19 protein-coding genes are annotated in these 21217 nt (G+C 57.2%); 11 read left to right on the top strand and 8 right to left on the bottom strand.

Annotated elements, in window-relative coordinates:
- The first annotated feature begins 93 nt into the window (after positions 1-93).
- On the top strand, positions 94-345 hold the full coding sequence (locus AC1ENN_RS07090; protein WP_010202510.1) for a type B 50S ribosomal protein L31: 252 nt from the start codon (positions 94-96) through the stop codon (positions 343-345).
- Between the two features lie 156 nt (positions 346-501).
- Here AC1ENN_RS07090 and AC1ENN_RS07085 read toward each other — a convergent pair whose 3' ends face one another.
- Positions 502-1200: a 3'-5' exonuclease gene (locus AC1ENN_RS07085; RefSeq protein WP_449646663.1), complete on the bottom strand. Its 699-nt coding sequence runs from the start codon at positions 1198-1200 to the stop codon at positions 502-504.
- 129 nt (positions 1201-1329) lie between these two features.
- On the opposite strand from AC1ENN_RS07085, the gene AC1ENN_RS07080 reads away from it, so the two are divergent.
- The gene (locus AC1ENN_RS07080; protein ID WP_449646662.1) at positions 1330-2241 is read left to right on the top strand and encodes an alpha/beta fold hydrolase; all 912 of its coding nucleotides are present in this window, start codon (positions 1330-1332) and stop codon (positions 2239-2241) included.
- Entirely contained in the window at positions 2238-3320 is a 1083-nt protein-coding gene (locus AC1ENN_RS07075) for a glycosyltransferase family 4 protein (RefSeq protein WP_449646661.1), read from the top strand. The genes AC1ENN_RS07080 and AC1ENN_RS07075 overlap by 4 nt, the downstream gene beginning before the upstream one ends.
- 28 nt (positions 3321-3348) lie before the next feature.
- On the opposite strand, the gene AC1ENN_RS07070 is transcribed toward AC1ENN_RS07075, so the two are convergent.
- Both AC1ENN_RS07070 and AC1ENN_RS07065 read right to left on the bottom strand, forming a co-directional pair.
- A complete protein-coding gene (locus tag AC1ENN_RS07070; RefSeq protein WP_449646660.1) occupies positions 3349-4005 on the bottom strand; it encodes a histidine phosphatase family protein in 657 nt (218 codons plus the stop codon).
- Positions 4006-4034: 29 nt separating this feature from the next.
- Positions 4035-4865 carry a Sir2 family NAD-dependent protein deacetylase gene (locus tag AC1ENN_RS07065; protein ID WP_449646659.1) on the bottom strand — a complete coding sequence of 277 codons (831 nt, stop codon included), beginning with the start codon at positions 4863-4865 and terminating at the stop codon, positions 4035-4037.
- 82 nt (positions 4866-4947) lie between these two features.
- Between AC1ENN_RS07065 and AC1ENN_RS07060 the strand changes: the two genes are divergently transcribed.
- The 3 genes from AC1ENN_RS07060 to AC1ENN_RS07050 all read left to right on the top strand — a co-directional run bounded on the left by AC1ENN_RS07060 (position 4948) and on the right by AC1ENN_RS07050 (position 8228).
- Positions 4948-5751, top strand: a complete 804-nt coding sequence (locus tag AC1ENN_RS07060; RefSeq protein ID WP_449646658.1) for a TrmH family RNA methyltransferase — start codon at positions 4948-4950, stop codon at positions 5749-5751.
- A gap of 34 nt (positions 5752-5785) precedes the next feature.
- Entirely contained in the window at positions 5786-7012 is a 1227-nt protein-coding gene (locus tag AC1ENN_RS07055) for a D-alanyl-D-alanine carboxypeptidase family protein (RefSeq protein ID WP_480405740.1), read from the top strand.
- Positions 7013-7121: 109 nt separating this feature from the next.
- On the top strand, positions 7122-8228 hold the full coding sequence (locus AC1ENN_RS07050; protein WP_449646656.1) for a fatty acid desaturase family protein: 1107 nt from the start codon (positions 7122-7124) through the stop codon (positions 8226-8228).
- A gap of 70 nt (positions 8229-8298) precedes the next feature.
- Here AC1ENN_RS07050 and AC1ENN_RS07045 read toward each other — a convergent pair whose 3' ends face one another.
- Positions 8299-9060, bottom strand: coding sequence for an SGNH/GDSL hydrolase family protein (locus AC1ENN_RS07045; protein ID WP_449646655.1), 762 nt, complete (start codon positions 9058-9060; stop codon positions 8299-8301).
- A gap of 148 nt (positions 9061-9208) precedes the next feature.
- Between AC1ENN_RS07045 and AC1ENN_RS07040 the strand changes: the two genes are divergently transcribed.
- From AC1ENN_RS07040 to AC1ENN_RS07030, 3 genes are all read left to right on the top strand, one after another.
- Positions 9209-9472, top strand: a complete 264-nt coding sequence (locus AC1ENN_RS07040) for a GlsB/YeaQ/YmgE family stress response membrane protein (RefSeq protein WP_480405739.1) — start codon at positions 9209-9211, stop codon at positions 9470-9472.
- 185 nt (positions 9473-9657) lie between these two features.
- A complete protein-coding gene (gene dinB / locus AC1ENN_RS07035; protein ID WP_480392141.1) occupies positions 9658-10905 on the top strand; it encodes a DNA polymerase IV in 1248 nt (415 codons plus the stop codon).
- A 69-nt stretch (positions 10906-10974) separates the two neighbouring features.
- Complete coding sequence (locus tag AC1ENN_RS07030; protein WP_449646652.1) at positions 10975-12744, top strand: DEAD/DEAH box helicase; 1770 nt, start codon at positions 10975-10977, stop codon at positions 12742-12744.
- 186 nt (positions 12745-12930) lie between these two features.
- Here the strand turns inward: AC1ENN_RS07030 and AC1ENN_RS07025 are convergent, their stop codons facing one another.
- From AC1ENN_RS07025 to AC1ENN_RS07010, 4 genes are all read right to left on the bottom strand, one after another.
- On the bottom strand, positions 12931-13134 hold the full coding sequence (locus AC1ENN_RS07025) for a cold-shock protein (RefSeq protein ID WP_009772173.1): 204 nt from the start codon (positions 13132-13134) through the stop codon (positions 12931-12933).
- 156 nt (positions 13135-13290) lie between these two features.
- Positions 13291-16752, bottom strand: a complete 3462-nt coding sequence (locus AC1ENN_RS07020) for an error-prone DNA polymerase (RefSeq protein WP_449646651.1) — start codon at positions 16750-16752, stop codon at positions 13291-13293.
- 42 nt (positions 16753-16794) lie between these two features.
- Entirely contained in the window at positions 16795-18402 is a 1608-nt protein-coding gene (locus AC1ENN_RS07015; RefSeq protein ID WP_449646650.1) for a DNA polymerase Y family protein, read from the bottom strand.
- Complete coding sequence (locus AC1ENN_RS07010) at positions 18399-18959, bottom strand: hypothetical protein (RefSeq protein WP_480406920.1); 561 nt, start codon at positions 18957-18959, stop codon at positions 18399-18401. Before AC1ENN_RS07010 ends, AC1ENN_RS07015 begins: the two co-directional genes overlap by 4 nt.
- A 339-nt stretch (positions 18960-19298) precedes the next feature.
- Between AC1ENN_RS07010 and AC1ENN_RS07005 the strand changes: the two genes are divergently transcribed.
- Together AC1ENN_RS07005 and AC1ENN_RS07000 are read left to right on the top strand one after the other, a co-directional pair.
- Entirely contained in the window at positions 19299-20330 is a 1032-nt protein-coding gene (locus AC1ENN_RS07005) for an ATP-binding cassette domain-containing protein (protein WP_449646648.1), read from the top strand.
- Positions 20327-21172: an ABC transporter permease gene (locus AC1ENN_RS07000; protein ID WP_449646647.1), complete on the top strand. Its 846-nt coding sequence runs from the start codon at positions 20327-20329 to the stop codon at positions 21170-21172. The genes AC1ENN_RS07005 and AC1ENN_RS07000 overlap by 4 nt, the downstream gene beginning before the upstream one ends.
- Positions 21173-21217 lie beyond the last annotated feature (45 nt).

Raw genomic sequence — 21217 nt, 5'->3', positions numbered from 1 at the left:
CCTCTGATAGGCTTGTGTGTCGGTCCGCGTGACCGCCTACGTCTTTTATGTAGTCCAGAACTCAGCACTTAATCCAGAACCCAGGGAAATCCAATGAAGTCCGAGACCCACCCCACATACATGCCCATCGTTTTTCGCGACCTCGCGTCGGGCTCAACGTTCCTCACCCGTTCAACAGTGACGAGCGAGAAGACGATCGAGTGGGAAGACGGCACCACCTACCCGGTGATCGACGTTGAAATCTCCTCTGAGTCGCACCCGTTCTACACGGGCAAGCAGCGCATCATGGACTCCGCCGGGCGCGTTGAGAAGTTCAAGAACCGTTACAAGGGCTTCGGCAACTAGTAACACTCCAGTTTCACTGAAGGCGACCGGTATTCCGGTCGCCTTCAGTCGTTAACAGCGACTTCCGCTGCCAATTGCGCCAGCGTCACCACTGGCGACCGCGTCGAGAAACTGGCGAGGCACCTCTGTTGCAGCCGACCTACGAAGAAGTAGCTGCTACTGCGGGAACGAGCGGACGGGCCATTCGCCGTTGGCGACGAAATCATGGTCGCCCTTGGACGAGCGCATGTAGTCCTGAAAACTGGCTGCCTGGTCGGAGTACCACTGGCGTTGACGAGCGTGAAGTTCGGCGAACGGAATGCTCAGCTCCTCGGTGAATTTCACCAACAGGGCTTGGGCCACGCGTGCGGCAGCAATTGCATCCGAGCCAGCATCATGGGCATCGTCGAGCACTACGCCGTACAACCCCGATGTTACCTCAAGGGTGCGCTTTCCACGACGGTAGCGATCCACTGCCTTGTCAATCACTAAAGGATCAATGACGACATAGGGTTCGGGCAGCGGGTCGATCGAATAACGACGGCACTCCCGATCAAGTAGTGAAAGGTCATACGGCGCGTTGTAGACCACGAGCGGGATGCCGAGACCACAGGTCACTTTCAGAGTTTGTACGATCTCGGCAACAACGATGGAGGCATCGCGACCCTCGGCCCGTGCTCGCTCAGTTGAGATACCGTGAATTGCGGCAGCACCTTCGGGAATTTCAATTCCGGGGTCGGCAAGCCAATCCCAGCGTGACAGTACGCGACCTGAAGAATCGACGATGGCAATACAGGCTGAAACGATGCGGCTGGTTTCAACATCAACGCCAGTCGTCTCAAGATCGAAAGTGGCTAGGGTTCCCGAGTTGCTCATGATCTCAGCGTATGCCGGAGCACTGACAGCAGGAACGCGGCTCGCGGTGATCCATCGCTTGGGCAGCGTTCTCGACGCGCGACACGTCAGATGCGAGCAACCACTCGGCGACTGCCTAGAATTGTGTGAATGAGACCCGCATCGCCGTACGGAGAACTACTCGCCGCTAACCCTTCGAGACACTCCACTATCGACGTGCTCGGCGCAACAACCCACTACTGGGAGTACGGGCCAGCAGATGCGGAGACTGTACTCGTTCTTGTTCACGGTTTTCGGGGGGACCACCACGGACTCGAGGCGGTGTGTGCACACCTTCGCGGCATCCGCATCGTCAGCCCCGACCTTCCCGGGTTTGGTGACTCTGCGCCGCTCAACGGGCACGCCCACGACATCACGGGTTATGCAATGTGGCTCGACGCGTTCATCGGATCTTTGGGACTCAGTGGTCGCGCAGTGCTGCTCGGCCACTCATTTGGTTCTATTGTCGTCGCGGCGGCAATAGCTCGCGGACTTACAACACCGCAACTGATTCTCGTGAACCCAATCGCGGCGCCTGCCCTCGCCGGCCCTAATGCCGTGCTCAGTAAAATCACTCTCGGCCTCTACCGCTTGGCACGATCACTTCCCCTCGCCCTGGGTGCACCGCTGCTCAGCAATTGGCTTGTCGTGAGGGTGATGAGTCTTGCGATGGTAAAGACGCATGACGCCGAACTTCGCCGCTGGGTACATCAACAGCATCACGCGTACTTTAGTAGTTACGCGAATCGTGACGGCCTGCTTGAGGGGTTTGAAGCATCGATCGGCTCAGACGTCAGCATGTTTGCAGAGCAGATTTTGATGCCAACCTTGCTGATTGGTGCACGCAACGATCCGATTAGTCCTGTTCCAGCGCAAGAGCGGCTGGTGGATGTGATTCCGGATGCCCGACTCGAACTTTTCGACAATGTTGGCCATCTCATCCACTACGAACGGCCACGCGAAGCCGCCGAATTAATTGTTTCGTTCCTCAATACAGGAACAGTTGCGGAGTCAACCAAGTGAAAATTGTTTTTGATTGCCGCTACACGCGCATCGGCCGACATGACGGTATCAGTCGCTATGGTTCACGGCTGGTTGAGGAATTGAACAAGCTGCACCCCGTAACGATGCTGATCTCTGACAAGCGCCAGCTCGAACTTTTGCCCGACCTTCCGTGGGAGCTGGTGAGCTCACCGACAAGCGCTCGGGAACCATTAGTCGCGCTTCAGGTCAATAAGCTCGGGCCGGATGTTGTATTCACACCGATGCAAACCATGGGACCGTTCGGGCGCAAGTACGCTCTCGTCACGACGGTGCACGATTTGATCTACTACAAGCATCCAACGCCGCCCCGCAATCTGCCGTGGCCGGTTCGGGCAATGTGGCGTATCTATCACCTCACCTGGGCGTTCCAGCGTGCACTACTGAACCGTGCGGATGCGCACGTCACAGACTCCGAGACGACTCGCGATCAGATGCTTGAGCATCGACTCACCACACGACCGATCTCTGTGGTGACTTTAGGAACTGACAGCGCTCAGCAGTCTGCCGTGCGCACCGCCCCCACCTCGCGAGAGCTCGTTTATATGGGCTCCTATATGCCATACAAAAACGTGGAACTCATCGCGCGTGCGCTTCACGACTTGCCCGGGTACACCCTGCATCTCATGAGTCGCGCTGATGACGACGTGAAGGCCCGGTTAGCTGCGCTTGCTCCCGAATCCTCGCTCATTTTTCACAATGGGGCGAGCGACGAAGTGTACGCCGAGACCCTGTCACGGGCCACTGCGCTTGTTTCTGCATCGCGGGACGAGGGCTTCGGACTACCACAGGTCGAGGCGATGGTTCTCGGCACTCCAGTGTTGCTGAGCGACATTCCGATCTTTCGTGAGATCTCCGGGGCCGCGGGCGGCTTCTTTGACCCGGATGACCCAGCAGAACTTGTCCGTGAGGTGCACGCTCTTGAAGACCCTGCAGTCTGGCAGTCGCGCTCAACACTGGCGCGTACTCGTTCCGCCGAATTCACGTGGGCTAAGGGTGCAGCTGCACTCTCGCGGGTATTGCGCGACGCAGTGGAAGCTCGCACGCAGTCACGCAAGTGATTGGATGAGTGAGCTGGTAGCTCACGCTCTAGTGTGTTGACGACTCCCGACGCGCCAGTACATTCTGCGTGTCAAATGGATCTCCGCCTGTGGTCTCTGATTCGGCTTCGATAGGGTCATCAAAGTTCACCAGATAGAGAGATCCATCGTCGTGGCGAAAGCTGTGTACCGATCCGTTGACGATGGGTGAACGCGGTCGCTCAGGTGCCACCGCTGCCAGAATGGACGCAATCACTCCACCATGTACGACGACGATCACTGACTTTCCGTGATTGGCTTCAGCAAGTTGCACGAGGGCGGGAAGTGCGCGGTCAATTACCGCTTGCCGCGGTTCACGGCCGGGTACTTCAGTATTTCCCGGATAAAGAGCATCAACTTCGCTATCCGTGCGACCTTCGGCGTCACCATAATTACGTTCGACAACCGCTGGAAGCGGGATCGGCTCAGCCAAACTCGTTTCCGCGGCAATGATTTGAGCGGTCTCCATCGCGCGGGAGAGTGGGCTGGCAAAGATGCCATCCCAGTTACGTCTCGCCAGAAGCTCACCCGTTGCCTTCGCCTGAGCTCTCCCCGTGTCATTCAGGGGTATGTCGCTACTGCCCTGAATGCGCCGCTGGCGATTCCAATCCGTTTCGCCGTGACGTACTAGGTAGATGAACACAGGACTCCCATCGATGGCACTCACTAACTCATGCTCGTGCAGCGCTCAATTACTTATGTACCCAGACGATCGAGCAAACTGCTCAAAATGACGGATGCTCCGCCGTCCAGCTTAACGTCGGCCCGTCGATCTGCCTTTGTTATGCCGCGATTGATGATGATGAGCGGGATCTGCTTGCGAAGCGCACGCTCCACCAAGCGAATTCCAGAATTCACAACCAGCGACGAACCCGCGACGATGAGCGCCTCCGACTGGTCCACGAGCGACGAAGCAAGCTGAAACTTTCGTGGCGGAACGAATTCGCCGAAGAAGACAACGTCAGGTTTCAGCATTCCGCCGCAGACAGTGCAGTCAGGAACCACGAAAGCCTCGACCTCCTGCACCTCCGCATCGCCGTCAGGATTCAGCCGGTTGACTTCAGACTGTTCCAGCCAAGGATTGAGCTGCTCAATGCGCTGAGCGAGAGGAACGCGAGCGAAATATTGCCCACAGCGAAGGCACCGCGCTCTGTCAACGCTGCCATGAACATCCACAACTCGTCCTGAACCGGCTTGCAGGTGCAACCCGTCAACATTTTGGGTAATAACGCCGTTGCTCAGCCCACGCCGTTCAAACTCAGCCAGAGCCAAGTGTCCATCGTTGGGAGCGGATGCTGCAAAGCGTTTCCAGCCCAGGTGACTTCCGGCCCAGTACCGTTTGCGAAAGTCTTCGGCGCTCTGGAATTGCTGGAAGGTCATCGGATTACGCACCGCGGCGCCCTCGCCGCGATAATCGGGTATACCGGAATCGGTACTGATGCCGGCGCCGGTGAGAACGCTGATCAGTTTTCCATCCAGAAGCTCCGCAGCACGATCAATTTCGTTGCTGGCGTTTTGTGTCTGCACACCTCCAGCGTAGACACTGCTAACAGCACAAAAGCCGAGTCGAGACATCCTTGCCTCAAATTCGCGTAGTTGGGAACACACAGTGAATGTCATCCGGGTTACCGAACTCTCTGATCCGCGACTGAGTGATTTCGCTAACCTCACCGATGTTGCGCTCCGGCGCCGCACCGAACCCGAGGGCGGCTTGTACATTGCCGAGTCGTCGAAGGTCATCTCCCGAGCTTTGCGGGCAGGACACATTCCTCGCGCGGTGCTCGTGCTCGAACAGTGGCTCGACGATGTAGCTGAACTGCTCGGTGACTCAGAAACCCCGGTTTATGTGGGGGAGTCCGCATTGTTGGAACAATTGACTGGCTTCAATCTGCACCGCGGCGCGCTGGCATCGATGCACCGACCGCGATTGCGATCCGTTTCAGAACTGATCGAGGGTGCCCGCCGCATCGTCATTCTTGAAGACATCGTCGATCACACCAATGTTGGTGCGGTGTTCCGCTCGGCTGCCGCTCTGGGCGCCGATGCCGTTCTCATCACCCCCCGCTGTGCAGATCCCTTCTATCGCCGTAGCGTGCGGGTCAGCATGGGAACTGTTCTCCAGGTGCCATGGACCCGGCTGGACAACTGGCCAGCGGATGCCGCGATACTCCAAACAGCGGGCTTTCACCTCGCAGCGCTTGCGCTGAGCGACGATTCCATCGATCTTGATACATTCGCCGCGAACGCGCCAGAGCGAGTCGCCCTCATTCTCGGAACCGAAGGTGATGGTCTATCGCGACAAACCATCGAAGCTGCGGACAGCGTTGTTAAGATTCCCATGATGCATGGCGTGGATTCGCTCAATGTCGCTGCCGCCAGCGCAGTGGGAATGTACACGCTTCGCGTGCGCTAGCGCTCAATCGCACCTGAACTGTTAGCGTTATGCGGTGCCGCTGACTCAACGCCAAATCTTTCGTCGCCGACGTATTGTCGTGTTTTCCGTCGTCGGAATTGTTCTCACGACAGCGTTCTACCTCCCTCTCACGCTGCTCGCGCCTCTCGAACAAGTCTCTGCGTCAGCGATCGCTCACCCAGCGCCAGAGCTCGCGGAGCCCGAATTCACGTTCCCGACTTATGGGGCTTCAGCGATCGCTGCCACTGATCGTCCGGGCGTACTGGCACAAGCTGGAAGTAAAGAGGCGCTTCCTATCGCCTCGATTACGAAAATCATCACGGCGCTTGTCGTGCTCGACGTCAAGCCGCTAACAGCTGACGAGTTAGGGCCAACGATCACCTTCGGGGCTGCAGATCTCGACTACTACTACACCCAACAAGCGCAATACGGACTGGTATCGCCCGTTTCCGATGGGCAGCAGTTGTCGCAACGAGACGTCATGAACGTCACGCTTCTTGCATCGGCGAACAATTATGCTCAGTCACTTGCCCTCTGGGCTTACGGCTCTGAAGACGCATTCGTTTCAGCCGCTGCTACTTGGCTCACCGACCACGGGCTAGCAAATACCACGATCAGCGAGGCGTCGGGCATCAAGACTTCGAACACCAGCACCGCTCAAGACCTCACTGAAATCGCGCGCCTCGCGATTTCAACGCCTGTCATTGCGGCGATCGTGGGAACTCCTTCAGTGGAAGTTCCGGGCTTGGGAATCGTGAGCAATCGCAATCAGCTTCTCGGAATCGACGGCGTTGACGGCATCAAGACGGGAACGCTCCTCGACAACTATGCGTGCCTACTGTTCTCTACCGACGTTCCCATCGGTGATGAGATCAAGACATTCGTTGGCGTTGTGCTCGGCGGACCGGACCACCCGACGATCGCTGCGGCAATCCGCACGCTCATTGCGGAGGCAACTGAGGGCTATACAGAAGTGACTCTCGCCAGCGATGGCGAAAAATTTGCCGAATACGACACGCCGTGGGGCGATGACACCACCGCTGTCACTTCAGCCACCATCACTCGTGTTGTCTGGGGAGAAGATGACATCACGATGACGGTGGATGCCGACCCAGTTCGCGTCGCTACCGCAGGCTCAAGCGCCGGTGTTGTCTATGTTCAGATCGGTTCTGAGTCGATTGAAATTCCGCTTCACTTCAGTGACGAAATCGACGGCCCGGGAGCGTGGTGGAGGCTCACGCATCCGCAGAGTTTGTTTTAGTTATCAAATAAACACGGGGCTCACAGGCACTAGCGGTAAGGTTGTTTGATCTGGAGCACCCGCTCGTATGTCACATGGCTGGGAAGTCATACGAAACTTCTGAGGTCACGTGAGTAGTTCTCTCTCAGCCGATCCCACACGTGTAATTAAAACTGGTCCACGCGGTGTCGGTAATCCCATCAGCGAATTCGCTGCCTTGCTTCGCACCGTGCGCGAAGCTGGTCTTCTGCGTCGCAGTCGAGCCTTTTACATCATCACTTTTGCCGTCATCACGTTGGCAATGGTCGCAGCCTGGTTTGGCTTCGCAATGCTGGCCGGCACTTGGTATGTGCTGCTCATCGCGGCTGCCATGGGCATCATCTTCACGCAGTACGCATTCTTGACGCATGAGCTAGCTCACCGTCAGGTCTTCGACTCGAGCAAGCTCAATGACACGCTTGGGCGCCTTATGTCCGACCTCGTTGTCGGCATCAGCTACGCCTGGTGGATGAACAAGCACTCGCGTCACCACGCGAACCCCAACACGGTAGATAAAGACCCTGACATCGAAACTGACTTCATCATTTTCCAGAAGGAAAAAGCAGTCGGCCTCAAGGGAATTACCAAGTTCATGGCTAACCGCCAAGGTTACCTCTTCTTCCCCGCTCTCTTGCTCGAGGGCTTCAACCTTCACTCACACGCTTTCCAAGAGGTGTTCAACCTCAAGAAGAAGGTCGACAAGCGGGCTCTCGAAATCGTCCTGCTCCTCGTGCGCAACATCGGTTATCTCGCGGTCGTTTTCACGTTCCTACCGGTAGGAATGGCGTTCGCTTTCCTCGCGGTCCAGATGGGCATCTTCGGCTTGTACATGGGCGCATCGTTTGCTCCCAATCACAAGGGAATGCCAATTCTGCCCAAGGGATCGAAGGTTGACTACCTGCGACGTCAGGTACTTACTAGCCGCAACATTCGCAGTGGTGTCTTCATGAACCACTTCATGGGTGGTTTGAACTACCAAATCGAACATCACTTGTTCCCCACGATGCCTCGACCGCACCTGCCTCGTGCCGCAGAAATGGTCAAGGAATACTGCAAGACCAAGGGAATCAAGTACACCGAGGTAGGGCTAGTAACTTCCTACGGAATTGTTATTCGTCACCTCAATGAAGTTGGCCTTGGCGCTGACGGTGACCCATTCGATTGCCCCGCAGCGGGCCGAACCGGCTACACAGGCTAAAGAACGCCGCACTACAACGCTGAAGGGCCCCTACCGAGTCGGTAGGGGCCCTTTGACGTTGTATCGAAGCTTAGAACTCCGGACGCTTCGCTGTGATGTTGTCTCCAGACGACTCGTGACGTATTCGACGGAGCACCCAAGGCATAAGGTGTTCGCGCGCCCAACCGATGTCTTCCACTCTCGCTGTGCGCCAACGCCGCGGCGGAAGAGGTTCTGGTTTAAACGGTTCGAGTTCATTGGCAACGTTGAGAGCCTCAAGAACCATGCGAGCTACGGTGTGATGTCCGATAGCGGAGAAGTGCAGTCGATCCGGTGCCCACATGCGCGGATCACCGAGTTCACGCAGTGACCACATGTCGGCGACGACGGCATCGTGCCGATGAGCGATCGTGCGAATGTTCTCGTTATAGATGGCGACTTTTCCTCGCATGCGATTCAGTACTGGCGTCATCCCGATGTCTGGTCCCGTGAATAGCACGACTGTGGCACCGTCGCTTCGTAGCCCGGCAACGAGCGCATCGACTCGGCCAGCTACCTCGTCGGGATCTGAACCGGGGCGGATGATGTCGTTTCCTCCAGCCGAGACGCTAATCAAGTCGGGCTTGAGCAGCAGTGCCGGCTCGAGTTGCTCGGCGTGAATCTGGTTAAGCAGTCGCCCACGGATCGCGAGATTTGCATAGGCAAAGCCTTCTTTGTCTTGCCCAAGAACTTCAGCGACACGGTCGGCCCACCCGCGATTGCCGCCGGGGGAGTTGGGTTCTGGGTCGCCAATTCCTTCAGTGAAGGAGTCGCCAATGGCGACATATCGAGTCCACGGATGTTGTTCTTGCATTCATCCAGCTTGCCTCACATTTTGTCTGTGCGAAACCCGAGTGATTCCTGTGAGCAGCCTGTATCACTTGACCCCCGGATGGGGGCATATTAGGTTTATTCACGATCTTCACATCGAAGACAACATACAACCGTTTGGAGAACACACAATGGGAATCATTGGTTGGATCGTACTGGGACTTATCGCCGGAGCCATCGCTAAGGCAATTCTGCCCGGACGCCAGAGCGGCGGTTGGATTGCGACACTGATCCTTGGTGTCGTTGGTGCACTCGTTGGTGGATTCGTTGGAGGCGCGATCTTCGAAATCGGGCTCGAAGAATTCTTCTCCATCCAGACGTGGCTTGTAGCCATCGCTGGTTCAGTGCTCGTGCTGTTCATCTACGGACTAGTCACGCGCGGCTCACGTCGCTAACTCTTTACTAAGAAAGCAGGCGGCACACCGAGGTGTGCCGCCTGCTTTGTTTAACCGGTTGCGGGAGATTTATCAGCCGCCACCGTGGCCCGCCACCCCGGCCTGCTTAGCGGTTCGAATACTCGGCTTGCGGAGGGGCAGTGAAGCGTCACCGCAGCGTCAGAGGCTCCTGAGAGAATAGGAGCATGGGCAAGCAAGACGGACTGACACGGCACGTGTCGGCACTCGACGTCGACGACAGCACCGCAACCATCCTGCACGTCGACATGGATGCCTTCTTCGCTTCCGTTGAGCTCCTCGATCACCCCGAACTCATTGGCAAGCCAGTAATTGTCGGCCACAACTCGACCCGCTCAGTTGTCACGGCCGCCACCTACGAAGCTCGTAGATACGGCGTGAACTCGGCGATGCCGATGGCTCTGGCGCTTCGACGCTGCCCTAAAGCCATCGTGCTTGAGCCACATTTTGAGCGGTACCAGCACTACTCAGCCAAAGTCTTTGAGATTTGCGATGAACTCACACCAAAGGTCGAGCGATTGGGCATCGACGAAGCCTTCCTCGACGTGGCTGGCGCACGCGCGATCTATGGCTCGCCCAAAGAAATCGCTGCATTGCTTCGCGCGCGAGTCCTCGCCGAGACAGGTTTAGTCTGCTCAGTGGGTGCTGCGGCATCCAAGTATGTAGCTAAAGTAGCGTCAGGTTTGTCAAAGCCAGACGGTCTGCTCGTGATTCCGGCCGACAAGACCATCGAGTTTCTTCATCCGTTGCCCATCTCTGCACTCTGGGGCGTCGGCGGCAAGACCGAGGAGACGCTTCAGCAGCGTGGCTTCTCCACCATTGCCCACATCGCCCACGCCGATCGCGAGTCGCTAACGCGAGCAGTGGGGGAGGCCGGTGCCGTGAAACTGCATAACCTCGCCTGGGGCAATGACCACCGAGAGGTCGAAGAGCGCCCGGCAGAAAAGAGCATCGGCCACGAGACGACTTTCGAATACGACGTGCTCGACGCCGACGGGATCCGCAGAGAGCTTCTGCGCCTGTCCGGAAAAGTTGCCATTCGTCTGAGAGCTGCCGGCGTGGTGGCGCGAACTGTCGTTCTCAAATTACGATTCGAGGATTTCAGCACGGTGACGCGCTCCCGCAAGCTGCCTGAGCCCACCGATCTCGGTCGCACCCTTTACGAGACCGTCCGAGGCATTTACGACGAGTTTGTGGCCGAAGGACGTCCCGTCCGCCTCGTCGGTGTGCGCGGAGAACAACTCGTCGACCCCGGAGGAACGCTCATCAGCTTGTGGGACACCACAGACGGCTGGCGTGATGCTGAAGAGGCAATGGAAGCGGCCTCAGCACGATTCGGCAGCGGAGCTATTGGTCCTGCACGGTTGCTAGGTGCTGAACGCTCCGCGCGTCCACGACTCGGCCAGCGCGATTAGCCCGCGCCTGCAGCGAAACTCCGCTGCCGCGACCATCGATGTCAGTCAGAAACGGTAAAGTCTTATCAAGTGAGCACTCCATTGCCTGGCCCAACCGTGGGCACGTTTGCGGCGGAACACCTCTCACCGTCGTACCCGGAGCGCGCCGCCAGAGGCACCGCGTCCAAATTGCGGGCGTGGCAAGCCGAAGCACTCGATCTATATTTCGAACGAGAGCCGAAAGACTTTCTTGCTGCAGCGACACCGGGAGCCGGAAAGACAACTTTCGCACTGCGATTAGCGGTTGAACTGATCGCACGACGTGAAATCGACCGCGTCACCGTTGTCGCCCCAACAGACCATCTCAAGCGGCAATGGGCCGACGCCGCTGACCGAGTTGGGTTGCGTCTCAACCCTGGATTCTCCAACGGCGATGCGTGGGGTGGTCGACGGTTCAACGGAATCGCCGTCACCTATGCGCAAGTCGCAATGAAGGCATCCTTGCATCAAGAAATCACCGATTCGGCGCGGACCCTCGTCATTCTTGACGAGGTGCATCACGGCGGTGATGCGCTGAGTTGGGGCGATGCCATCCACACCGCGTTTGGCCGCGCGACCCGGCGACTCTCCCTCACGGGGACTCCATTTCGCAGTGACACTGCCCCTATCCCGTTTGTCACCTACGCGCCCGACGGCAAAGGCATTCGCACTTCAGTCACGGATTACAGCTACGGCTACGGCCGTGCCCTCAGCGACGGCGTCGTTCGGCCCGTCATGTTTATGGCCTATGCAGGCAAGATGCGTTGGCGCACCCGCATGGGTGATGAGATGGAGGCCCGGCTGGGCGAGGGCGACACTAAAGATGTGACTTCCCAAGCTTGGCGCACTGCCCTTGATCCCCAAGGCGAATGGATGCCGGCAGTGCTTCGAGCCGCTGACCGTCGTCTTAGCGAAGTGCGGCATTCGATTCCGGATGCTGGCGGACTCGTCATTGCTACTGACCAGCTCGCTGCGCGCGCCTATGCGGGACTCATCAAAGAAATTACGGGGGAGTCAGCGACGATTGTCCTCTCTGACGAAAAAGAGTCCTCTGCACGTATCGAGAAGTTCGCGGCAAGCGACAGCCGGTGGATGGTTGCCGTGCGGATGGTGTCAGAGGGCGTAGACGTTCCTCGGCTAGCCGTCGGAGTGTATGCAACGTCAGCGTCGACACCGCTCTACTTTGCTCAAGCCGTTGGGCGGTTCGTTCGCGTGCGCCGACGTGGCGAGACCGCATCCATTTTCTTACCGAGCGTTCCATCGCTGATGCTTCTGGCAGAAAAGCTTGAGCAGGAACGAGATCACGCACTCGATCGTGAGAGCGCACAAGACGAGTTGCTTGACGATAGCCTTCTCGACAGCGAAAACCAGGAAGAGAAAACGAGTGATGAGCTTTCAGATGAGTTCGTTTGGGAAGCAATCGAGTCAGATGCAAATTTCGACCGGGTGCTTTTTGACGGGAATGAGTTTGGATTTGCGGCAGAAACAGGCAGTGATGAAGAGCTCGACTTCATTGGGCTCCCCGGAATTTTGGAACCTGAACAGGTTCGCGAACTACTGCTGCAACGCCAGAAACGCCAGTCTCGGCGCGCCGAAGGCAAGCCAAAAGCAGACAAGCCCCAACCGTTGTATCGAACGCTCAAAGAGCAACGCACCCTGCTGAATAATCTGGTGGGGCGACGCGCGAAACTATCCAACGAACCCCACGGACTCATTCATGCTGAGCTGCGCCGAGTCTGCGGAGGGCCTGCTGTCGCGCAGGCAACGGTGACGCAGTTGCAAACGCGCATCGACTATCTGAGTAAAAGCATGCACTCCTAGGGGGAGTGCCTCTCACATTTCGCAACACGCTGGGCGCCGGACGCGTGGCACCGCAACCCCCATCGCTGTGGTCTTGTGGGTCCATCCGACTGATCGAGCAGCTGCTGCAGCTAAAACAATCGTGGGTTAACAAGAAAACGCCCCCGGTATAGGACCGAGGGCGTCTTCGTTACTGAACTATCAAGATCAGATGGGGCGGATGTTCTCCGCCTGGGGTCCCTTGGGACCCTGTGTGATGTCAAACTCAACCTTTTGGTTCTCGTCGAGCGACTTGTAGCCATTTGTTGCGATGGCCGAGTAGTGGGCGAACACATCAGGACTTCCGTCCTCGGGGGCGATGAAGCCAAAGCCCTTTTCTGCGTTGAACCACTTGACGGTACCTAGTGCCATTTAAAACTCCTCCAGGAGCGTTTCTTTCAGGCCCCGACAGTCGAGGCCGCATCCATGCCTTGTATAGAACATGAACGATTCCATAAGGCTATATCAGTATTGCGCTGCATGGGTCATGTATTTCGTAAAGTTCACACAACGGTAATGAAGTTTCTTTTAATGGAAATCACGCGATTGCGTGCGGGGAAGCCCAGAAAGTGGCTCAAAACGATCTGCGAGCACATTAATAACGCCATCATCTGATCGCTCAACAATGCCACGAACAATCAAGGCTGCACTGTCGCGCGCGATGCGGCGATACCGCCCCCAGACACCGACACTGCAAATCACGTTGATGAGTCCCGTCTCATCTTCGATATTCATAAAGGTGATGCCGCTGGCTGTTGCCGGACGCTGCCGATGGGTAACCACTCCACCGATCTCGATGCGGCGACCCGACTCGGTGACAGCAAGGTCAGTGGCAGAAAGAACCCCCCGACGCGTCAAAGCCTCTCGCAGATGCACCACAGGATGACTTGCTGGAGAGATTCCCGTTGCCCAAAGATCAGCCATCAGGTCATCAAAATTTGAGGCCAACGAAAACAGCGGAGGCTGCACAGTGACCATGCTGTTCGGCAAATACTCTTCCCGATCGTGTGCAGCATTACCCGCATTCCACAGCGCCTCCCGACGGGTCAGCCCGAACCCATCGAAGGCACCAGCCGCCGCCAACGCTTCTAACTGCTTTGTGGTGAGCCCTACGCGGCGAACTAGATCATTCATTGAAACGAACTCGCCCGAATCACGCTCAGCCACAATTTTTTCTGCAACAGCTGTACCGATGCCCTTAACCTCATCCAAACCAAGACGCACCGCGAATGCACCATCACGACGATGATCATCAGTATCAAAGTGGGCCGAGCGATCAAAGGGGCCGACCGGTGGCTGTTCGTGATCGGTGCACTGCCCACTTCCGGTAGGCGCTGTGCTCCCAGAGTGCTGCTCAAGCCCCGCAAAAACCCCAGAACGATGGATGTCAGGGCCACGCACCTGCACCCCGTGGCGCCGAGCATCCGCCACCAAAGACTGTGGAGAATAGAAACCCATCGGTTGCGCGCGCAGCAGCGCAGCAAGGAATGCCGCGGGGTAGTGCAGTCGAATCCACGCGCTGGCATAAACAAGAAGGCCAAAGCTGAGGGCATGGCTTTCAGCAAAACCAAAACCGGCAAAGGCTTGAATGCTCTCGTAAATGCGGTCGGCATCCGCCCCGACGATTCCGTTGCTCGCCATCCCGGAATAGAGCTTCGACCGCAACTTGTCGATGCGTTCGATGCCGCGCTTCGACCCCATCGCGCGCCTCAACAGGTCAGCATCATCCGCCGAACATCCGCCAACCGCCACCGCGATCTGCATCAACTGCTCCTGAAAAATGGGTACCCCCAAGGTGCGCTCAAGTGGCTCAACCAGATTGGGATGCAGGTAAGTGATCGGTTCGGCACCCATCTTGCGGCGCACATACGGATGCACAGCTCCACCCTGAATCGGACCGGGGCGAACGAGCGCAATCTCTACCACCAGATGATAAAACTCTCGCGGCTGCAGACGCGGCAGCAGCCCCATCTGAGCGCGACTTTCCACTTGAAAGACCCCGATGGCATCAGCTCGACACAACTGGTCGTAGACGCCCTGCTCTTCGGCGGGAATCGTAGCGAGATCCCAACGCTCACCAAGTGCCTCATCAACGAGATCGAAACTGTATTGCATGGCCGAAAGAATGCCGAGGCCGAGAAGATCAAACTTGACCAGCCCCATCCACGCGCAGTCATCTTTATCCCACTGCACCACTGTGCGCTTTTCTTTGCGGGCATGCTCAATGGGCACAACTTCGCCAACGGGTCGTTGCGTCAGCACCATTCCGCCCGAATGGATACCTAAGTGCCGCGGAAACTTCATCACCTGCTGAGCAAGTTCCAACACCGAGTCGGGAATGTCATGGTCGATTCCGGAAACTTCAGAACCCCACCGCTCCATTTGCTGTGACCAGGCATCTTGCTGACCCGCGCTGTAGCCGAGTGCTTTCGCCATATCGCGCACAGCAAACCGGGGACGATACTGAATCACGTTCGCCACCTGGGCCGCATTTTCGCGCCCGTAGCGGTCAAAGACGTATTGGATGACCTCTTCACGACGTTCGGAATCGAAATCGACATCAATGTCGGGTTCCTCTTCGCGCATTGCCGAAATAAACCTCTCAAACGGAAGCTTGTAGCGAATCGGATCGACCGCCGTGATCTTCAGCAAATAACACACCACTGAACTGGCCGCTGAGCCTCGTCCCTGACACAAGATTCCTCGGCCGCGAGCAAACGCCACAATGTCGTGCACAATCAAGAAGTAGCCGGCGAAATTCTTCTCTTCGATCACATCAAGTTCACGCTGGATACGTGCCCGGTTAGCTGCAGAAAGTGTGATCGCTCGATCGGCGACTCCCGCCCAGGTGAGTTCACGTAGCCAGCTCGACGGCGTATGCCCCTCTGGCACCGCCTGATCAGGAAGGGCTGGCTTCGCCTGTCTCAGTTCAAACGCCGCCTCATTGGCCACCTCAACCGTCGTAGCCACCGCACCGGGGTAGCGGGAAAAGCGTGCCGTCATCTCGACGCCCGACTTCAGATGAGCTGTTCCGGCAGCAGGGAGCCAGCCATCCATCTCATCAAGACTGCGTCGAGCACGCACGGCGGAAATCGCCGAATGAAGATGATGTTGGCGTGGCGTCGCATAGTGAGCGTTCGAGGTGGCAACAACACGGAGACCACGCGCATGAGCTAAAGAGTAGAGAGCATCGTTGTAAGCAGAGTCGAGGGGATACCCCTGATCGAAAAGTTCCACAATGACAGCTTCGCTGCCGAAGAGCTCACACAGTCGGTCGATCTCGTGGCCAGCAGCCGTTATTGATTCATTGCTTGGTGCTGAATTGGGGTTCGGGCCACAGAGCGCTCGACGCACAGCACCCTTTCGGCATCCGGTCAGCACAAACCAGTGTCCCCCTGCCAACTCCGCCAATTCGTTCAGGTCATACTGCGGGCGCCCCTTTTCTCCTCCCGCCAGTTGCGCGCGAGTAATAGCCAGCGCCAATCGGTGATACCCCTCCTCTTTGCGAGCAAGCACCAGCAAGTGTTCGCCTTCCGGATCAGCGTTGCCGGCTTGCGGTTCTGTGAGATTCAAAGAAAGTTCTGCACCAAACAGTGTGGAAAGCCCCAACTCGGCTGCGGCCTCAGCCATTCGGACAATTCCGTAGAGCCCGTCATGATCGGTAAGAGCAAGAGCAGTCAGTCCCAGCCGAGCAGCTTCTTCTGCCAGCTTCTCCGGCATGCTCGCGCCATCAAGAAAACTGAAGCTCGAATGCGCGTGAAGCTCGGCATAGGGCACAACCTCACTAAGGGATGCCGTATCGGCGTCGCCCGTCGACGCACCATGCTCTACATCGAGATGCTCATTCGGAGGGACATAGGGCACACGTTTGCTCGACACCAACGACATGGCACGCCCGTCACCGGCTTCGCCAATCGGTGTAACCGAGCCAAACCCCGACAGCGTTCGCTCAAGCTGGTGCCACGGAATCGGAGGATTAGACCACGCCATGAGACACCTCACCCCGCGGAACGTTCATCAACCACACGTGCATTAGTCGTACCTCGCTTCGGCCCACCAGCCGCCATCGTCGAGCACAAGCAACCACGCACATCCGGTGTCATCGACGGCTTGAAAACGCCAAGCATTTCCTGAGGCCCCCGCCTCCCACCAGCGTTCAGCGAGAGGCCACGGCCCTGCCCACGCCGTTAGCGTGCGCGAGCGCGAATCGCTGGTCGCAAAACGTGCGGGGGCCGCAGCAACCTGACCTCGCTCATCCACGGAAACTGGACTGCCATCGTGAGCAAAAACATGCACAGCATGACGCGATGAAAAAACTGTTCCCGGTAGGGGAGCAGGCAGCGCCCCTGGCCACGGCCGATGCGCAGATCTTTCATCAATGCTGCGATCGCCCCAAGCGGTAAATTGCTGCCGCGACTGAAGCGTTCGCCCACCCTGCAGAGTTGGCATGAGCACAGCCCCATGCCCGAGCATGCTCTGCACTCGAGAGAGTCCGTGATGGATGCGCGGCTCAAGCCCAGAACCCCACAATCCTGTTTCGTGGTTGCCAATCGCATCCACCGTTTCGGGCACAATGCGCACACGACTGATACCCGAACTCAAACCTGCATCAATAAGACCGGAGCCTTGCACCTGCCAACGGACACGATCAACAACATCGCTTGCAGTGAATGACCGCGGATGTAACCACACACGTTCGGCAATTTCGCCAGATTCGGAATCAAGCTCGACACGAATCGCGGTGGCAACTAATTGGGCATTCACCAGTGCCGCAATGAAATCATCAGCCAGACTGCGAATGCCGAAGGCCACTTGGTCGACCCTGTCGAGTGCTGGCTCAAAATCGATAACAACATCAAGATCGAGAGGAGGCGTGCGGGCAATAAATGCCTGGGGGTCACGACCACCAGCAAGGGAATGCAATCGAGCGCCGAGTTCTCCAAAACGAATACGAACATCGCTGTGCTCAAGCTGGGCAAAGCCGCCAAGAGTAGAGATACCCAATTTCAGGAGAAGAGTGGCGATCGGGGGCTCTTCAAGCACCGCGATGGGTAGTGGTGCCAGAAAGTTTGCAGACTCTCCGAGAGGAATGAGTCGCGCCTGACCGGAGCGAGAATGCGGATCTGCCCCCACAGTGCTGCGTGCAGCATGCACCGCAGTGAAGAGGGCATCAGCAATACCCACTCGTGCATCGGACGCAACAATCTCATTAACTCGATCAATGACGGTGAGTGCTGCAGCCTTTTCGCCACCGTAATACTGGGCGGCACCACGCACCCTCACAGCACACATGCCCGGTCGAAGTAGTTGTACGCCAGGAATTAGCTCTTCAACGCCAGCAATCACAGGTTCGAATGCACGACTATCGAGCGCAGGATCGTAGGCGCGATCGATAAGCCCAGGAAACTTCGACTGCGCTTCTCGCAACCTCAACCCCCGGCTGATCCCCTCAGCCCGCGCAGAAGCAGAAGCGGCAAAAACGAGACCCTTCTCAGTGAGCACGAGCGGAGCATCCGTCGGCAACTTTTCGTGTTGTCTGGCAGCAACCACTGGCCAATCAGGACACCACAGCACAAGAACGCGGGGGAGAGAAAGAGGATTAGCGGAGCGCTGAGCCAAAGGAAGCGGTGTGGCGGTCATGCTGACACCCGATGCGGCAGCGCCGAAATTTGCGGCAGGACTGTCAGTTCAGGCAGGACTGTCAGTTCAGGTTTGGCCAACTCGTGGTCGTTATAGGACCGAATAGTTTCTGCCGAATCGGGTAACCACAATCGCGCACTGCGGGGACGTGCAGCACTCTTGCTTGTGACAGTGACGGTTACCTCGCGAGCAGCCAAGTGCCCATAACCCGCACCAATGCCATGCCATCGACTTTCGCCCAACGACACCATTGCTTCGCTTTGCGGCCACGACCCCATCATGAGCAGCGTAGATTTGCGCTGCCGAAGCCGTGAAGCCAACCGTGCGACAGCAGAATCAGAAGCTCGAGCAGGGGGTCGAGCCACAACAACATCAACGACATCTGCGATCGCCGCAGTAACGGCCAACCATTGGTCACCCGGATGCGGAACCAACACCAACCGTTCAAGATCGACCCCGAAGCGTGCGGCTGCTTCGATGCCAAACTCAGGAACCCCAATGACTGCACACCAAGACCCTGCCGCAGACGGTGGCGCGAGCAATGCCATCAGCAACATGGTTGATTTATCTATCGAATAAACGCTGCCCTGTTGCAAACCACCACCGGGTAAAAGTTTGCCGATAGCAGGGTGGGTGGGGATCAGTTGGGTATTTAGTGTGCGCGACTGCATCTGGGCGATGCGGGATTGCAGTTCGGCTACCCGTTCTGAAGCCGAGCTGGCTGCGATAGACCTCCCGCTTTGCACACTCGATCGCGCTTCAGCGGTTGCTGAAAAAGCTTGAGCGGAGACAGGGGACACCTGTTCATATTCGAACATATGTTCGAGTGTGTCAATTGCGTACGACATCTACCGGCGTGTCTTTACGATGTCGCACGCATCATCTACCTTTGCTTCGTGACTTTCATCGAAGCAGTTGACCTCAGAAAGACCTACACGCCCAAAGGGGCCGCGCCGGTTCATGCGCTCGACGGTCTCGATCTTGTCGTTCCTCAGGGAACAGTTACCGCCCTTCTCGGCCCGAATGGTGCAGGAAAAACGACAACAGTAAAAGTGCTCACAACGCTTATCCGCCCCGATTCGGGCACCGCGACAATCAATGGAATTGATGCGATCGCTTCACCAGAACGTATTCGCCCAATGATTGGGGTGTCCGGGCAGTACGCGGCCGTCGACGAAAATCTCACGGGCTTTGAAAACCTCGATATGGTTGGCCGCCTTTACCATTTGGGCGCACAACAGTCTCGCGAACGGGCTCGTGAACTCATTGACCTCTTTGACCTCACAGAAGCGCAAAATCGTCCGGTTAAGGGATTCTCTGGCGGCATGCGGCGACGCATCGACCTCGCTGGCGCCCTCGTCATGCGACCGCCGGTGCTCTTCCTCGACGAACCGACGACCGGCCTTGACCCGCGCAGCCGTATCGGCATGTGGGAGATCATCACGTCGCTAGTGGGGGAGGGCACAACCGTTCTCCTCACCACCCAGTATCTCGAAGAGGCTGACCAGCTCGCTGACAGTATCTCGGTGATCGACGATGGCAAGGTCATTGCGAAGGGAACCTCAGACGAACTCAAAGCTTCAATCGGTGGCCAACGCGTTGAAGTGAGTCTTGTTTCGACGGATGATTCAGCTGCCGCCATCGAAATCCTCACCCGATTTGGCACAACCGAACCTGTTGTGAACCTCGATGGTCGTGGACTCACGGTTAACGCAGAAGACGCCCCTGCCGCACTGCAACGTATTCTCAGTGAGTTCGCCAGCCAGGGCATCCAACTTTATGACGCAGGAATGCGCAGGCCGACTCTCGACGATGTGTTCTTGAAACTCACCGGCCACACGGCGAGCACGGATGATGCTGAGCCAACAGACTCGACTTCCTCATCCGCAACGCAGAAAGCAACTTCAGCAAAGAAGGCACAGCAATGACCGCTACGGTTCGCGAAAAAACACCGTACCCCACCACATCTTCGCCGGTCGCCGCATGGCTCAACGATGGATGGATCACCACTCGCCGCAACCTCATCAAGATCAAACGTGTCCCTGACATCTTGGTCTTTACGACCCTGCAGCCGATCATGTTCGTACTGCTATTTACCTATGTCTACGCCGGCGTGATCGATATTCCCGGCAGCACGTACGCCGAGTTCATCATGGCGGGTATTTTCGCCCAGACAGTGGTTTTTGGTTCCACCTACTCTGGTTCGGCTATGGCCCAAGACCTGAAAGACGGGATTATTGACCGTTTTCGCACATTACCCATGAGCTCATCGGCTGTGCTGGTTGGTCGCACAAATGGCGATCTCCTCATTAACTCAATTTCGATGGTCGTGATGATGGCCACAGGACTCATTGTGGGTTGGCGAATCAACTCAAGCCCATTTGAGGCTCTCGCTGCGATCGCGCTGCTCTTGCTCTTTGCCTATGCGTTGTCGTGGGTAATGGCGTTCATCGGAATGAGCGTTCGCAGCCCCGAGGTGATCAACAATGTTTCTTTCTTGGTGCTCTTTCCGCTCACCTTCATCTCAAATGCGTTTGTTCCCGCAGAAACTCTGCCAGGGCCGTTGCGCGCATTTGCGGAACTCAACCCCGTATCGGCCTTAGTGCAAGCAGCTCGTGAGTTGTTCGGCAATACCCCTGTGGGCTCTGCGCAGTCCGAGGTGTGGTCGCAACAACATCCAGTGATCACAGTCCTCATCGGAATTGTACTGATGTTGGCGATTTTCATTCCGCTTGCGGTGCGAAAATTCGCAAGCATCAGCACACGTTAGGAGCGGGGAGCGCGGTCCTTTGAGCCGCGGAGGTATGGTTAGCGG

It is taken from the genome of Rhodoglobus sp. G.S.23 (assembly GCF_056675935.1).
The sequence above is the reverse complement of the archived record's forward strand: the minus strand, read 5'-3'. Positions and strand labels throughout refer to the sequence as shown.